14 protein-coding genes and 1 tRNA gene are annotated in these 15,624 nt (G+C 64.8%); 7 read left to right on the plus strand and 8 right to left on the minus strand.

Annotated elements, in window-relative coordinates; all coding sequences use genetic code 11:
* Positions 1–89: 89 nt before the first annotated feature.
* From XH84_RS41135 to XH84_RS32930, 3 genes are all read right to left on the minus strand, one after another.
* Positions 90–308 carry a GDCCVxC domain-containing (seleno)protein gene (locus XH84_RS41135; RefSeq protein WP_128918096.1) on the minus strand — a complete coding sequence of 73 codons (219 nt, stop codon included), beginning with the start codon at positions 306–308 and terminating at the stop codon, positions 90–92.
* 390 nt (positions 309–698) lie between these two features.
* Positions 699–783: transfer RNA gene (locus XH84_RS32925), tRNA-Leu, on the minus strand.
* Between the two features lie 197 nt (positions 784–980).
* A complete protein-coding gene (locus XH84_RS32930; RefSeq protein WP_018647371.1) occupies positions 981–1,223 on the minus strand; it encodes a FliM/FliN family flagellar motor switch protein in 243 nt (80 codons plus the stop codon).
* Between the two features lie 100 nt (positions 1,224–1,323).
* Here XH84_RS32930 and lipB point away from each other — a divergent pair, with 100 nt between their 5' ends.
* Positions 1,324–2,085: a lipoyl(octanoyl) transferase LipB gene (gene lipB / locus XH84_RS32935; RefSeq protein ID WP_128918095.1), complete on the plus strand. Its 762-nt coding sequence runs from the start codon at positions 1,324–1,326 to the stop codon at positions 2,083–2,085.
* A gap of 200 nt (positions 2,086–2,285) precedes the next feature.
* Complete coding sequence (locus XH84_RS32940) at positions 2,286–2,999, plus strand: DNA helicase (RefSeq protein WP_164936078.1); 714 nt, start codon at positions 2,286–2,288, stop codon at positions 2,997–2,999.
* A 43-nt stretch (positions 3,000–3,042) separates the two neighbouring features.
* Here XH84_RS32940 and XH84_RS32945 read toward each other — a convergent pair whose 3' ends face one another.
* On the minus strand, positions 3,043–3,465 hold the full coding sequence (locus XH84_RS32945) for a tautomerase family protein (RefSeq protein WP_128918094.1): 423 nt from the start codon (positions 3,463–3,465) through the stop codon (positions 3,043–3,045).
* 112 nt (positions 3,466–3,577) lie between these two features.
* Here XH84_RS32945 and XH84_RS32950 point away from each other — a divergent pair, with 112 nt between their 5' ends.
* Both XH84_RS32950 and XH84_RS32955 read left to right on the plus strand, forming a co-directional pair.
* Positions 3,578–4,432 (plus strand): LysR substrate-binding domain-containing protein, encoded by an 855-nt coding sequence (locus XH84_RS32950; protein WP_128918093.1) that lies wholly within the window; start codon positions 3,578–3,580, stop codon positions 4,430–4,432.
* A 121-nt stretch (positions 4,433–4,553) separates the two neighbouring features.
* Positions 4,554–6,074, plus strand: a complete 1,521-nt coding sequence (locus tag XH84_RS32955) for a PAS domain-containing sensor histidine kinase (protein ID WP_128918092.1) — start codon at positions 4,554–4,556, stop codon at positions 6,072–6,074.
* A 267-nt stretch (positions 6,075–6,341) separates the two neighbouring features.
* Here the strand turns inward: XH84_RS32955 and XH84_RS32960 are convergent, their stop codons facing one another.
* From XH84_RS32960 to XH84_RS32975, 4 genes are all read right to left on the minus strand, one after another.
* Positions 6,342–6,641 (minus strand): acylphosphatase, encoded by a 300-nt coding sequence (locus XH84_RS32960; protein ID WP_128918091.1) that lies wholly within the window; start codon positions 6,639–6,641, stop codon positions 6,342–6,344.
* Positions 6,638–7,504, minus strand: coding sequence for an isocitrate lyase/PEP mutase family protein (locus XH84_RS32965; RefSeq protein ID WP_128918090.1), 867 nt, complete (start codon positions 7,502–7,504; stop codon positions 6,638–6,640). The genes XH84_RS32960 and XH84_RS32965 overlap by 4 nt, the downstream gene beginning before the upstream one ends.
* 147 nt (positions 7,505–7,651) lie before the next feature.
* A complete protein-coding gene (locus tag XH84_RS32970) occupies positions 7,652–9,667 on the minus strand; it encodes an acetyl-CoA carboxylase biotin carboxylase subunit (RefSeq protein ID WP_128918089.1) in 2,016 nt (671 codons plus the stop codon).
* 187 nt (positions 9,668–9,854) lie between these two features.
* Positions 9,855–10,961 carry a zinc-binding metallopeptidase family protein gene (locus tag XH84_RS32975; RefSeq protein WP_128918088.1) on the minus strand — a complete coding sequence of 369 codons (1,107 nt, stop codon included), beginning with the start codon at positions 10,959–10,961 and terminating at the stop codon, positions 9,855–9,857.
* 219 nt (positions 10,962–11,180) lie between these two features.
* On the opposite strand from XH84_RS32975, the gene XH84_RS32980 reads away from it, so the two are divergent.
* The 3 genes from XH84_RS32980 to XH84_RS32990 all read left to right on the plus strand — a co-directional run bounded on the left by XH84_RS32980 (position 11,181) and on the right by XH84_RS32990 (position 15,579).
* Positions 11,181–13,658 carry a hybrid sensor histidine kinase/response regulator gene (locus tag XH84_RS32980; RefSeq protein WP_128918087.1) on the plus strand — a complete coding sequence of 826 codons (2,478 nt, stop codon included), beginning with the start codon at positions 11,181–11,183 and terminating at the stop codon, positions 13,656–13,658.
* Positions 13,659–13,960: 302 nt separating this feature from the next.
* Positions 13,961–15,211 (plus strand): arsenic transporter, encoded by a 1,251-nt coding sequence (locus tag XH84_RS32985; protein WP_128918100.1) that lies wholly within the window; start codon positions 13,961–13,963, stop codon positions 15,209–15,211.
* A gap of 131 nt (positions 15,212–15,342) precedes the next feature.
* Entirely contained in the window at positions 15,343–15,579 is a 237-nt protein-coding gene (locus XH84_RS32990) for a hypothetical protein (RefSeq protein ID WP_164936077.1), read from the plus strand.
* Positions 15,580–15,624: the final 45 nt, after the last annotated feature.

Consider the following 15,624-nt stretch of genomic DNA (forward strand, 5'->3'; position numbering starts at 1 on the left):
AACTGGCACCGACCTCACGGTGGTATAGACTCTCAAACGCCGATCAGCAGGCTCGGTTTGACCAAGGATAACCTCTTGAGGCTCCACACCTAGGCGCTGCGGCATGAAACATTCCCCGAATGCTCGGCTTGCATCGGCGGGCATGGCACGGAGCCGTAGGAGCAGAACACGCAGCAATCACCCTCCTTCGGCCGGAGTTTTGCGCCGCAGCCTGCGCACACATAGAAGAACTGGCAAGCGTCGGTCGGCATCGTTTCCGACTTCGAGGTGCCGCAATGCGGGCAGGTGATAATCGATTCAAGGATCATTGCGTTCAACTCCTTTCAACTCTTGGGCTGCGAAGGATACCCGGCATTCGTGGTGGCCGTCGTGAGTGCCGCCACATCGGCCCTCCGGTGTTGGATATCCTCGATATCCAGCGCCCCAAGTAGTTCAGATAAGCGCGATCCCGCCGAAAATGTGAACCTGCCGATTTCTGCGCTGAGCCACGCTAGCGCCCTGTCGCGAGCAAATAGTGGTTTTGCACCGCATATGGTTGGTTCAAATCAAGATGCTCGACCGAAAAGGGAAAGCGCCGAACCAAGACGCGAAAGTCGAGTGCGGAGCTCTCGCGGAATGAAGTTCTAACGTTCGGTGTGGGTAACAATGTGGGAACAAGTCTCAACGAATCATTTTTCGTATCAATGACTTATGCCGCCTGGTGCGCTCGGAGGGACTCGAACCCCCACGATTTTACTCACTGCCACCTCAAGGCAGCGCGTCTACCAGTTCCGCCACGAGCGCTTTGGGGATACCGGCCTGAGGCTTGAAGGCCGGCCGGATCAACGGCGCCGATCTAACAAATCCATCAGAGGGGTACAAGCCTGCAAAGGCCCTGAATCCCACAAGCTTTGCACGAAAGTTCGGGCCCCTCCCCGAATTGGCCCTGCCCCCGGTGCCCAGGCCCTACGGGTGCCCGGGCCCTACGGGTGCCCGGGCCGCTATCGCGTGCCCGGTGAGCGCGGCAGCATCTGCTTGACCTCGACCGCGATTCGGTTGCGGTCCACCAGCACGACGCCGGAGGCGACCGGCAGATTGTTGGCCAACACCTTCACCTCGTCGGCTTCGGTCGCGTCCAGCTCGATGATGGCGCCGCGGGAAAGACGCAATACCTGATGGATCGGCATGGTGGTCGTCCCGAGGACGACCATGAGATCCACGGTGACTTTATCGAGGGTGGGCACTGTCAGGACCGCCGCAACTTGGGACTTGGGACTTGATTTGGGACTTGACCAAAGGACTTGGTATTTGCCCCCGAGATGATCACCACGTTATGGTTAGGCAATGGTTAATTCGCCGCAAAACCCTCGCCAAGATCCGCGCCAAGACCCGCGTCAGGAGCTCGATTTGACGCCGTTTTCCGCCGCAGGCGGCGAGCCGGTCGAGTGGCGGATCTCGGACGCGCCGGTGCCCTATCCGGAGGCGGTCGCCGCGATGGAAGCCCGGGTTGCCGCCATCGCGGCGGGCGAGGCGCCGGAGCTGGTCTGGCTGCTGGAGCACCCTGCGCTCTATACCTCCGGCACCTCGGGCAAGGCCACCGACCTGCTCGATCCCCGATTCCCGATTTTCGCCACGGGACGCGGCGGCCAGCTCACCTATCACGGGCCTGGCCAGCGCGTCGCCTATGTCATGCTCGACCTTAAGCGCCGCCGGCCGGACGTGCGGGCCTACGTCGCCAGCCTGGAGGAGCTGATCCTGCGCACGCTCGCCGCCTTCAACGTCCGCGGCGAGCGGCGCGAAGACCGGGTCGGCGTCTGGGTCAAGCGGCCCGACAAGGGGCCCGAACACGAAGACAAGATCGCGGCGATCGGCGTGCGATTGAAGCGCTGGGTCTCGTTCCACGGCATCGCGATCAATGTCGAGCCGGAGCTATCGCATTTCGCCGGCATCGTGCCGTGCGGCGTCACTGACGCCCGCTACGGCGTCACCTCGCTGGTCGACCTCGGCCAGCTCGTCGCCATGGCTGACGTCGATATCGCGCTACGCCAGGCGTTCGAACAGCTGTTCGGACCGACCCGCGCGCTGCTGCCGGAAACGGCCGCCTGACGCTTTCCTGTTGGAGACGCAATGCCTGCGTTCTCCTCTCCCGCGGAATCGGCTATGTCTAGGTCCGGCGCCGCCCACGCCTCCCCCCTCCGCCGGGAAAGCAGACCTCATGCAGGGCGATGAGATCATCGGACCGACTGTTTCGAGCGCCAGGCATAAGGAGGGATTGCGTTTTCTGCTCGCAATGGGAGGTTTTGACGATGAGACTTTCTGCGCCGATCTATCATCTGAAGCGACGAGCGAAGCGCCTGTCCCGCGAGGAAGGCGTTCCACTGCACGACGCGCTTGACCGCATCGCCAGGACGGAAGGGTTTTCCGCCTGGAGCATGCTCGCAGCGAAAGCCGCCGCGTTGACGCCCGCGGACAGGCTGTTCCCGCAATTCATGCCAGGCGACATGGTGCTGGTCGGCGCCCGGCCCGGTCAGGGCAAGACGCTGATGAGCCTCGAACTTGCCGTGGAGGCCATGAGGTCAGGCCATCGGGCCGCGTTCTTCTCGCTCGAATATACCGAGAAAGACGTGCGGGACCGCCTGCAGGCGATCGGCGTCGAGCCCGCGCAATTCGATGAACTCTTCGAGGTCGATTGCTCCGACGCCATCAGTGCCGATTACGTCGTCAAGCAAATGGCCGCGGCGCCCCGCGGCACATTCGTGGTGATCGACTATCTGCAGTTGCTCGACCAAAGGCGCGAAAACCCCGACCTCAATGTTCAGGTGCGCACGCTGAAATCGTTCGCATGCGATCAGGGGCTGATCGTGGTCTTCATCTCGCAGATCGACAGATCCTATGATCCCTCGGTCAAGCCCTGCCCCGATCTCAGCGATATCAGGCTGCCGAATCCGCTCGACCTGAAGCTGTTCGACAAGACGTGCTTCCTGAACAATTCCGAAGTCCAGTTCCGCGCCGCGAGCTGACTATCAGGCCGCGGGTGAGATGGCTCACCCGCGGCTTGCGGTCTTACGCCGCCTGCAACGACACCTCGAGCTTGCCGGCGATGTAGCGGCGCTCCTGGGTCAGGCCGCCAAAGCCGTAGGCGTCGCCCTTGACCTCGTCGACATGCAGATAGGTCTCGGGATGCAGCGGTCCAAGAATTTCGGCCATGCGCTTGAACATCGCGGCGAGATAGGCCGCCTTTTCGTCCTTGGTGTTGGTGCCTTCGCTGACGTGGATGTCGAGCCAGTAGCTTGCAAGCTTCTGCTCGGCCAGCGACTTGCCGCCAGCGAACCAGTCATCGGCATCCACCGACTTGACGATGATGGCGGTCACCCTGGGATCCTTGTGCAATATCTCAGCGGTGAGCTCGGATACGGCATTCGCGATGTCGGCCTTCAGCGACGGCGACTGGCGCGAGGTGGTGTAGGACACGGTGATCAGGGGCATTTTGGCTCTCCTCAAGATGCTGCGCCGGTCAGCGCGGCGTTGGTGAGAAGCTAGACCTGTCGCCGTCATTTTGATATCTTATCTATATTGATAGCAGTGATAAAAAACCACAATGACACCGACGCTCGACATCGCCACCGTCCAGGCCTTCCTGCTGGTCGCCGACCTCCAGAGCTTTACGCGCACCGCCGAAGCGCTCGGCACCACGCAGGCGGCGGTCAGTCTCAAGCTGCAGCGGCTGGAGACATTGCTGGGAAAACGTCTCGTCGAGCGCTCGCCGCGCGCGGTCCGGCTCACTGCCGACGGCGCCGGCTTCCTCGAACGCGCCCGTGTGCTGATCGCGGCGCATGATCGCGCGCTGTCGGGCGAGGCACCGGCCGCACAATCGCTCTCGCTCGGTATCTCCGATCATGCGGCGGGCCCTGAGCTCGTGCCGCTGCTGGAACGCCTGCACGCCATGTCCTCGAACCTCACCCTCGCCGTCACCATCGGCTTCTCGCGCGAGATGCAGGATGCTTACGACGCAGGCGAGCTCGATGCGGTGGTCGTGCGCCAGGAAGGCAGCCGCCGCGGCGGCGAGAAGCTGATTGAGGACACGTTCGGCTGGTTCGCCGCACGACGCTTCACCCTGCCGAAAGGCGAGCCGCTGCCGCTCGCCACGCTCGCCCCGCCCTGCGGTGTCCGCGCCATCGCCGTGCGCGCCCTCGACAAGGCAGGCATTGCCTGGCGCGAGCGCTTTGTCGGCGGCGGTGTCACGGCGGTGGTCGCAGCGACGCTCGCCGGACTTGCGATTGCGCCGCTGGCGCGACGGATCGCGCCGCCCGGATTGGTCGACATCGGGCTTGCGCACAAGCTGCCCAAACTCGGCAGCTCGAAGGTGATGCTGCATTCGAAGGTCAGCGATCCCGCGAAGCTTGCAGCGCTGCGTGCGGTGGCGGCGACGTTCCGGAGCGTGGCGGCAGCCTGACGATATGGGCGCTTTAGCGGCCCTATCTGCACGCGTACGGGACACCTGCCTAAAAATGTCCCACCCCAGGGGAACCATCCGGCCGCCTGCGGCGTTTGTTCCCGTCGAGGCGGGGTCCGGAATGGTCGAAAAGTTCAGTCAACAGAGAGACTTGTTCGAGAGCGAACGCAGTTTCCGGCTGTTGGTTGAGGGAGTCGCCGACTACGCCCTCTACATGCTGGATCCCAAAGGGATCATCACCAGCTGGAACATCGGCGGCGAGAGGATCAAGGGTTATTCGCCTCAGGAGATCCTCGGCCAGCATTTTTCCCGGTTCTACACCGAGACCGACCGCGCCAACGGCAAGCCGGCGCGTGCGCTCGGCATCGCCCGGGAAAAGGGCCGCTACGAGGAGGAAGGCTGGCGCGTCCGTAAGGACGGCACGTTCTTCTGGGCCAGCGTCGTGATCGATCCGATCTACGAGGACGGCGAGCTGGTCGGATTCGCCAAGATCACGCGCGACATCACCGAACGCCGCAATGCGCAGGTCAAGCTCGAGGCGATGCACAAGCAGCTCGCCGAGTCCCAGAAGTTCGACGCGCTCGGGCAGCTCACCGGAGGGGTTGCGCACGACTTCAACAACCTCCTGATGATCATCAGCGGCAGCCTCCATATGCTGAAGCGAGGCGCCGACGACCCGGCTAAGCTTCAGCGCGCGATCTCGGCCATCGAGACCGCCACCAAGCGCGGCGCGGCGTTGACCAACCAGCTCCTCACCTTCGCGCGGCGGCAGAGCGTCAATCCGCAGGCGATCGACTTCGCCGAACGCATCGCGGCGATCCGCGAGGTGCTCGATGCCGGTGTCGGCAGCTCTGTGCGCCTGGGCCTCGACATCGGCCGCGACCTCTGGCCGATCAAGACCGACGTCTCCGAGCTCGAGACCGCGCTGCTCAACCTCGTGATCAATGCCCGCGACGCCATGCCCGATGGCGGCGCGGTGACGATCAGCGCGCGCAATGCCGTGCTGGACGAGGCATCGCTTACCGGCGATTTCGTCGCGATCGACGTCACCGACACTGGGCTCGGCATCCCCTCCGACGTGCTCGACAAGATCTTCGAGCCATTCTTCACGACCAAGCCGATCGGAAAGGGCACGGGCCTCGGCCTATCCCAGGTGCACGGCTTCGCGCACCAGGCTGGCGGCACCGTGAAGGTCGCAAGCGAGCTCGGCAAGGGCACGACGTTCACCATCCTCCTGCCGCGCGGAGAAGACGCGCCATCGCAGGACACGACGGGCGAGCCGGGCTTCAAGGGCAGCGGCACGGTGTTGCTGGTGGAGGACAATCCGGACGTCGCCCTTGTCAGCATTGGCCTGCTGGAGCAGCTCGGCTACCAGGTGCGCCGGGTTGCGGACGCCGAAGCTGCCTTGCGCGAGATCGAGACCGACGGCGTCGACTTCGTGTTCTCGGACATCGTCATGCCCGGCAAGATGGACGGCCTCACCCTCGCCTATCATCTCCGCGAGATTCGCCCCGGCCTGCCGATCCTGCTCGCCACCGGCTACAGCGAGGTCGCCGCCGACGTGCGTGGCGATTTCCCGATTCTGCGCAAGCCGTATGAGATCCACGAGCTCAGCGAGGCCATCGCCAAGCTGCCAAGGTGAGGTCTTTCCTTCGCCTCTCCCGCGTGCGGCAGGGCAATTGCATATGGGAGCGATCTCGCCTGTGGCCATCCTTCGAGACGCCCGCCGTTGGCGGGCCCCCAGGATGAGGATCTTGTTCGCGGCACTCGCTTCAACGAGCACCAATGCTACTTAACCTCATCCTGAGGAGACCGCGAAGCGGTCGTCTCGAAGGACGAGGCGTGCGCTCAGATGCCGCAAAGCGCCATTTACGATAGCCTGCCGCAAGCGGGGCGAGAGTCGATACACCTACACCGTCGGCAACACCGAAAACGCCTCCCCTGCCCGGCGCAAATTCAGCTCATCCGCACCGGCCGTCTCACTCGTCACACTGTCGACGCGCGAGGATGGCGGGCCGTGGCGGCACAGCGCAACCATGTCGGCGACGTGCTTCGGCGTGCCGGCGAACAGCGCTTCCACGCTGCCGTCGCGGCGGTTGCGGACCCAGCCTTCGAGGCCGCTCGCCGTCGCCTGATACTCGACCCAGGCCCGATAGCCGACGCCCTGCACGCGCCCGCGGATCATCACCTGGAGAATCGCCCGGCTCATTTTTTCAATCCGAGGACGTCGGCGCTGCGCGCCTTGACATCGGCCTCGCGCATGATGCGGGCCGTCAGCTCCGAGGATGCGAGCCCTCTGAGGCCTTTGGGCGACGTACCTTCGCTGAGCGCCTTCAGGGTCTCGTACACGGCCTGTGTCGCGGCGGCGATCGGTGCATGGCCCTGGAGCGCGATGCGTACGCGCTGACCTGCGAGGTAATCGAGCGCGTTCAAGTCCTCGGGCGCGCCGCCGACGACGATCGGCAGGCGCGTCGCAGCGCGCACCGCCTCGAGTTCGGCACGCGACTTGATGCCGGTGAAGAACAGCGCGTCGACACCGGCGGATTCATAAGACTTGGCGCGGCGGATCGCGTCCTCGATCGAGGTGATCGAAGCCGCTCCGGTGCGGCCCATGATGACCAGCGAAGCATCATTGCGGCCGGCGAGCGCGGCTTTCATCTTGCCGACGCCTTCCTCGAGCGAGATCAACTGCGTCTTCGCTTCGCCAAAGGCCGCCGGCAGCAGCGTGTCCTCGATGGTGAGGCCGGCGGCGCCCGCCGCCTCCAGCTCCTGCACCGTGCGCCTGACATTGAGTGCGTTGCCATAGCCGTGATCGGCATCGACCAGCACGGGCAGCGCGGAGGCGCGCGACATCCGCCGCATCTGCTCGGCAAGCTCGGTGAGCGTGATCAGCGTGACGTCGGGGTCGCCGAGCACCGCGAGCGAGGCGACCGAACCGCCGAACATGCCGAGCGGAAAGCCGAGATCCTCGGCGATGCGGATCGAGATGGCGTCGTAGACCGAGCCGGGATGGACGCAAGCTGCGCCCGACAGAACGGAGCGAAGTTTCTCGCGGCGGGAACGAAAGGCCATGGTGCCTCACTCTCAATTCCTCATCCTGAGGAGCGCGCTCTTGCGCGCGTCTCGAAGGATGCAGGCCCGGCTGGTGGCCTCGCCCTTCGAGACGCCGCGAAGGCGCGGCTCCTCAGGGTGAGGGTTTGCTGTTGTGCCTGAAGCGCTTTACGCAAACTCCAAAATCAGCGCGTCCACCGCCAGCGTCGCGCCGGCGCTGGCGTGAACCTTTTTCACCGTGCCGTCCTGCTCGGCGCGCAGCACGTTCTGCATCTTCATGGCTTCGACCACAGCCAGCGTCTCGCCGGCCTTGACCTCCTGCCCCTCGCTCACCGCGATCGAGACCACGAGGCCGGGCATCGGACAGAGCAGCTTCTTGCCGCTGTCGGAGGCCGTCGTCACCGGCATCAGCCGCGCCGAGGTCGCCTCCGCTTCGGTCCAGACATAGACCGGCACCTCGACGCCCTGATGCGCGAGGCGAATGCCGTTTGGGATCGGGCGCGCCTGCACCGCGACGAAGTGGTCGTCGATGGTGCCCTGCCAGACCGGATCGCCCGGCTTCCATGGCGACTGCAGCAGATGCGCGTTGCCGGCCTTTCCTTCGGCGTCGATGAAGCGGATCGCGATGGCCTCGCCCTCGCGTCCGACCTCGAGCTGGATCTCCTGGCGGTCGAGCCAGACCGCACGGCGCCGCTCGCGCTGCACGAGCCGGCCGCCCATCTGGCCCGAGATCTGCCGCTTGCGCTCCCCGAGCACGTGATCGATGGCGGCGCCGACCGCGGCGATGCGCCGTGCGACCTCGCCTTCCGGCACGCGCACCGCAAAGCCCTTGGGGAATTCCTCGGCGATGAAGCCGGTCGAGAGCCGCCCCTCGCGCCAGCGCGGATGATGCATCAGCGCCGACAGGAACGGGATGTTGTGGCGGATGCCGTCGACGTAGAACGAATCCAGCGCGGTCGCCTGCGCCTCGATCGCAGCCGCGCGCGAGGGCGCGTGGGTGACGAGCTTGGCGATCATCGGATCGTAATGGATCGAGATCTCGCCGCCCTCCTGCACGCCGGTGTCGTTGCGGATGGTGATGCCGTCGTGGCTGGCTTCCGCCGGCGGACGATATTTTACCAGACGCCCGATCGACGGGAGGAAGTTGCGGAACGGATCTTCGGCGTACAGTCGCGATTCCACCGCCCAGCCCGTCAGTGTGACGTCCTTCTGCGCGATGGCGAGCTTCTCGCCCGCGGCAACGCGGATCATCTGCTCGACGAGATCGATGCCGGTCACGAGCTCGGTGACGGGATGCTCGACCTGCAGGCGCGTGTTCATCTCCAGGAAGTAGAAGCTCTTGTCCTGCCCGGCGACGAACTCGACGGTGCCGGCGGAATCGTAGTTCACGGCCTTGGCCAGCGCGACGGCCTGCTCGCCCATCTTGCGGCGCGTCGCCTCGTCGAGCAGCGGCGACGGCGCTTCCTCGATGACCTTCTGGTTGCGGCGCTGGATCGAGCATTCGCGCTCGCCGAGATAGATGACGTTGCCGTGCTTGTCGCCCAGCACCTGGATCTCGATGTGGCGAGGATCGACGATGAACTTTTCGACGAAGACGCGGTCGTCGCCGAATGAGGCCTTCGCTTCCGCTTTCGCGAGCCCGAATCCCTCCTCGACTTCCTGGGTCGAGTAGGCAATCCGCATGCCCTTGCCGCCACCACCGGCAGAGGCCTTGATCATCACGGGATAGCCGATCGCGTCGGCGATCCTCACCGCATGCTTGGCATCCTCGATGACGCCGAGAAAGCCCGGCACGGTCGAGACGTCGGCGTTCGCCGCTGCCTTCTTGGATTCGATCTTGTCGCCCATCGCGGCGATCGCGCCCGGGTTCGGGCCGATGAAAACGATACCGGCCGCCTCCAGCGCGCGCGGAAACGCCTCGCGCTCGGACAGGAAGCCGTAACCGGGATGCACGGCCTCGGCGCCCGTCTTGCGGCAGGCCTCGACGATCTTCTCGATCACCAGATAGCTCTCGGCCGCCGCGGGCGGGCCGATCAGCACGGCCTCGTCGGCCATCTCGACATGGAGAGCGTCGCGATCGGCCTCGGAATAGACCGCAACCGTCTCAATCCCCATGCGGCGAGCGGTCTTGATGACCCGACAGGCGATTTCGCCGCGATTGGCGATCAGAATGCGTTTGAACATGCTTCTTCTTGAGTCTCGACCTTGGGCGGGACCCTTCCCTGGCCGTTGGGGCCTATGGGGCTGGGCCGTGTGGCTTCCGTGGTACATCAAAATGAGCCGGAGGCAACGGTCTAAATCCGGCCCGCTTCCAGCGGGCCAGCGCAAGACCAACCGGTTTGGAAACGGGGCTGGCGAGCCCGCGGATGCCCTATGCCCTCCCGGACCTGGATGCGGACTTGGACGCGGACTTGGACGCGGACTTGGCCACGTCCCGGACCAGGCCGTGAATGAAGCCCAGCTTGCCGACCACCGCGGGCGACAGGATGAAGGGATAGAGGTCGCGCAGGCCCATGGCGCGGTTGACGCTGTTCATGGCGAAGGTGAAGGGCAGCCATGCGTTGACCAGCGCGTCGACGTCGCGTGCCTCGTACGGGTTGAAACGGATACGCGCCGTCAACTCCCCGTCGCGGTCGACCCTGGGGCGCACCTCCATGCCGAACTCGCCAGCCATCTCCAGGGCATCCACGATGTGGAGATAGTGCGCCCAGGTTTCGGCGAAGTCTTCCCAGGGATGGGTCGTGGCATAGGCTGAGACGTAGGTCTGTTGCCAGTCCGGCGGCGGGCCTTCGGCATAATGGCGCTGCAAGGCCTGGCCGTAATCGGCGGAATCATCACCGAATACCGCGCGGCATTGATCGAGCTTGCCGCCGCCCTGCACCAGCACGTCCCAGAAATAGTGCCCGACCTCGTGGCGGAAATGCCCGAGCAGCGTACGGTACGGCTCGCCCATTTCGAGCCTGCGCCGCTCGCGCTCGATGGTATCGGTCTCGGTGAGCGCGATCGTGATCAAGCCGTTGTCGTGGCCAGTCATGATCCTCTCACCGCTGTTCGGATCGTCAGCCAGGAAATTGAAGATCAGACCATGCTCGGGGTCGTCCTGCCGCGTCCAGAGCGGCAGCTTCCAGCGGATCAGGGAATAGAACAGACGGTGTTTCGCCACCTCCAGCTCGCGCCAGCCGGCGAGCTGCGCCGGATCCGAGAGATTCGGCACCATCCCATTATGGCGGCAGGCGCGGCAATAGCCGGTGGTATCGCCCGCGTCTGTGAGCCAGTTGCAGGCGTCGTACCCGGCGTTCCGGCACAGCATCCGGCTTTCGCCCTTGTCGGCCAGCATCCTCCAGGCCTCTCCGTCCGGCTCGATCGCCGACATCGTCTCCTGCTCGGGCAGGAAAGCGACCCGATGGCCGCAGCGTTCACAGGCGCGATTTTCGAAATACAGGACGTTGCCGCAGGCCTGGCAGACAAAGAGCTTCAAGATTTGGCCTCTTCGGAAAGGGGAGCTTCATGGAGCTCGTCATTGCGCCTCGCGAAGACGCGTCCGCCGGCTGATCGTTCCAGTCTCTGGAACAAATTGCCAGACCCGGCATTGGCAAGGCGTACTTTTTCGGTCCGCGCAAGCCCAGATTTTCCTGCCACGCGCTTTCCTCCAGGCAATGGCCATCACGCTCCGTCTGTGTGAATATCGGTCCGGCACGTGCGCTCCTGCATGACAACGGCCGATGCCTTGAACGATCCCTTGCCCGAGACCATCGCCGCCGAAAGGCTGCGTCAACACCTCGAAGACGTCGCGCGCGAGCGCGACAACGCCTATCGCGCGATCCAGGAGCGCGAGGCCGAGCTGGCGCGCATCCAGCGCATCGGCAAGGTCGGCGGCTTCGAGGTCGATTTCCGCGACGGCTTCAAGAACCGTCGCTCACCCGAATATCTGATGCTCCACGGCCTGCCGCCGGAGGCGGCCGAGGAATCGCATGAGGAATGGGTCAATCGCATCCATCCCGACGACCGCGATGCCACCGTAAAGCACTTCTTCGAAGCTCTCGCCGGCACCGGCGAAGACTACAGCGCCGAATACCGCATCATCCGCCCCAATGACGGCGAGACCCGCTGGATCCGGGTCGTCGCCAAGATCGAACGCGACAAGAATGGCTGCGCGATCCGCCTCGTCGGCGCCCATATCGACGTCACCGACCAGATGCTCGCGCGCGAGACCCTGCGCGAGAGCGAGGAGCGCTTCCGCCTGATCGCCGACAGCGCCCCGGTGCCGATCTGGGTGACCAAGCTCGACCGCAAGCGGTCCTTCGCCAACCAGGCCTATGTCGACTTCGTCGGCCTGCCCTACGATCAGGCCATCGACTTCGACTGGCGCAAGGTGCTGCACCCCGACGACCTGCCGCACGTGCTTCAGCAATCCGTCCAGGGCGAAGCCTCACTCAAGCCCTTCGTGTTGGAAGCGCGTTACAAGAACGCCAGCGGCGAATGGCGCTGGCTGCGCTCGGAATCGCAGCCGCGCTGGGACCCGACCGGCAAGCATATCGGCTTCATCGGCGTCGCCCACGACATCACCGTCGCCAAGCAGGCTGAGATCGAGCTGCGGCAACTCAACGAGACGCTGGAACAGCGCATCGCCGAGCGCACCGCCGAGCTCGAGTCCAACGAGTCGCGGCTGCGCGCCATCCTGGCCACCAGCAACCAATATCAGGGCCTGGTCAACCTCAAGGGCGAATTGCTCTATGCCAACCGCACCGCGCTCGACGGCATCAAGGCGAGCGCTGCGGACGTGATCGGAAAGCCGTTCTGGGACACGCCCTGGTTCACCGGCACCGATGGCATGAGCGCCGCCGTGCGCGAGGCCTTTGAGAGCGTGCTCAAAGGCGAAGCTGTGCGGCTCGAGATGCGCCTGCACCTTCCCATCGGCGAGCGCGATTTCGACTTCGGCATGCGCCCCGTGCTCGACCGCCACGGCAACATCACCGGCGCCGTGCCCGAGGCCGTCGACATCACCGAGCGACGCCGCGGCGAGGAAGCATTGCGGCAGTCACAGAAGATGGAGGCGATCGGCCAACTCACCGGTGGCGTCGCGCATGATTTCAACAATCTCCTCACCATCATCCGCTCGGCCACCGATTTCCTGCGCCGCCGCGAGCTGTCGGAAGAGCGCCGCCGCCGCTATGTCGATGCCATCTCCGAGACGGTCGAACGCGCCTCCAAGCTGACCGCTCAGCTTCTGGCGTTCGCGCGCCGGCAGCCGCTGAAACCGCAGATTTTCAACGTCGGCAGCCAGGTCGAGGGCGTCGCGCAACTGGTCCGGCCGCTAGTCGGCGCCCGTATCGAAATCGCGGTGGAGATTCACGATGCCGACTGCTTCACCGTCGCAGACATCGCCCAGTTCGAGACCGCGCTGATCAACCTCGCCATCAACGCCCGGGACGCCATGGACGACGAAGGCCGCCTCACCATTGCCGTGCGCAAGGTTTCCGGCATCCCCAGCCTGCGCGCGCAGTCTGCGCGCAGCGGCGACTACGTTGCCATCTCCGTCGCCGACACCGGCAGCGGCATCCTGCCGGAACATCTCGACTCCATCTTCGAGCCGTTCTTCACCACCAAGGAGGTCGGAAAGGGCACTGGCCTCGGCCTCAGCCAGGCCTTTGGCTTCGCGAAGCAGTCCGAGGGCGACATCGCGGTGACGAGCACGCAAGGCAAGGGGGCGACCTTCACCATCTACCTGCCGCAGGCACAGAGCCCTGTCGGCGAGAAGGAAGCAGCGGCGCTGACCCACGAGGCCGCCACCACCGGGCGCGGCTACCGCGTGCTCGTGGTCGAGGACAATGACGATGTCGGTCAGTTCTCCACCGAGCTCCTGGAAGATCTCGGCTATGTCGTCCGTCGCGTCGCCAATGCCAACGCGGCCCTTGCCATTCTCGGCGAGAACGAATTCGCCGTCGACCTCGTGTTCTCCGACGTCATCATGCCCGGCATGAACGGCGTCGAGCTTGCCGGCATCATCCGCGAGCGCTATCCGGGCCTGCCCGTGGTGCTCACCTCAGGCTACAGCAACGTGCTCGCCGAAAACGCCCATCGCGGTTTCGAACTGATCCAAAAGCCGTATTCGGTGGAGTCGCTGTCACGCATCCTGCGCAAGGCGATCACGGAGAAGCTGTCGGTGACACGCTGAATGTGAGCCAAACCCACGGTGTCGTCCCGGACAAGCGCGCCCCAAGCGCGCGCCGATCCGGGACCCATAGCCACAGGACCGTGTTTGGCGAAGAACGACGACGTATGTGTCCCGAGAAAGATTCCGCGGTATGGATCCCGGATCTGCGCTTACGCTTGTCCGGGATGACAGCGGAGTGTTTGGTAGGGTGCGCCCACAGCATCGGCGCGGGCACCATGCTGCTGACGGCGCCGTTTTGAGGCTGGCGGATCCGTCCCGGGCACGGTAGTCAGGGACGGATTTTGGAGATCGACTTGCCGACCGTGCCGTCTGACGCCATCTGGGCCTGGAGCATCATCGTCGTCGCGACCGCAGGCGTCATCATCCGGCCGTTTCGCCTGCCCGAAGCGATCTGGGCCGCGATCGGCGCGAGCGCCCTGGTGCTATCAGGCTTGCTGCCGTGGCGGGATGCGCTCGCCGGCATCGAAAAAGGTCTCGACGTCTACCTCTTCCTGATCGGCATGATGCTGATCGCCGAGCTCGCCCGCCTCGAAGGCCTGTTCGACTATCTCGCCGCCTTTGCGGTCGAGCATGCACGCGGCTCGCCGCAACGGCTGTTCCTGCTGATCTATCTCGTCGGCACGCTGGTGACGGTGTTGCTCTCCAACGATGCCACCGCGATCGTGCTGACGCCCGCCGTCTATGCCGCGACACGCGCGGCCGGCGCCAAGCCGCTGCCCTATCTGTTCGTCTGCGCCTTCATCGCCAATGCCGCGAGCTTCGTGCTGCCGATCTCCAATCCGGCCAACCTGGTGGTGTTCGGCAAGCACATGCCGCATCTCGGAACCTGGCTCCGTCAATTCGCGCTACCGTCACTTGCCTCAATCGTGCTCACTTACGTCGCCTTGCGCCTTGCGCTGCACCGCGAGCTGAAGCACGAAACGATCGAAACGCGGGTCCCTCACCCGAAGCTCGGCCGCGGCGGCCGATTGACTGCCTACGGCATCGGCGCCATCGGCATCGTGCTGATTTGGGCTTCTGCGCTCGATCTGCAATTGGGCTTGCCGACATTCGTCTGCGGGACCGCGACGGCGGCTGCCGTGCTGCTCATCAACCGGCAATCACCCTTGCAGGTGCTACGCGGCGTGTCCTGGAGCGTGCTGCCGCTGGTCGGCGGGCTCTTTGTCATGGTGGAAGCGCTGATCAGGACCGGCGTGATCGCGCAGCTGAGCGCCCTGCTCCACCAGGCGGTGGCGCAATCGATCCCGCAGGCGGCCTGGAGCGTCGGCGTTGCCACCGCGCTCGCCGACAACATCGCCAACAACCTGCCGGTCGGCCTCGTCGCCGGCTCGGTTGCCGCCAGCGATCATTTGCCCGCCCCGGTCGTCAGCACCATCCTGATCGGCGTCGACCTCGGTCCCAATCTGTCGGTGACCGGATCGCTCGCCACCATCCTCTGGCTGGTCGCGCTCCGCCGGGAAAAGATCGAGGTCGGGGCCTGGCCATTCCTCAAGCTGGGACTGCTGGTGACGCCGCCGGCTCTGATCGCAGCGTTGGCGGCAGCCATCAGGTAAGGCAGGCCGGACGCCACTTTCGAAATGAAGTGCAGGCCATTTGCGGTGCGTCAATGCCGGCGGCGAAGCCGTGGCTAAAATTCCATTGTCGCGCAAATCAGATGGATATCGCGCGTCAAGGAAGGTTCGTGATGCAGATCCAATCGAAGGCGTTACCGCAGAACTCCCTTCTGCGTCGCGCGATCCGGAGCCTCACCGCAGCGAGCGAGAGCGGCGCCGAGACGGCCCACCCCCTTCTGGTCATCTCCGCGGTGGCATTGTTCACTCTGTTCGCCATCGTGGAGATGGACCTCCACTCTGCCCAGCTTCAAGCGCTCGGCCTGCTCAGCCATGGCACGGGAATCGATCCGGTCTTCCTGAGCCCGTAGTCGCCGGCGCGCAACATCCCGAAGTAAGTCCCGATCGCGGCCGTG

This window comes from Bradyrhizobium nanningense, from assembly GCF_004114535.1.
Lineage (GTDB): Bacteria > Pseudomonadota > Alphaproteobacteria > Rhizobiales > Xanthobacteraceae > Bradyrhizobium > Bradyrhizobium nanningense.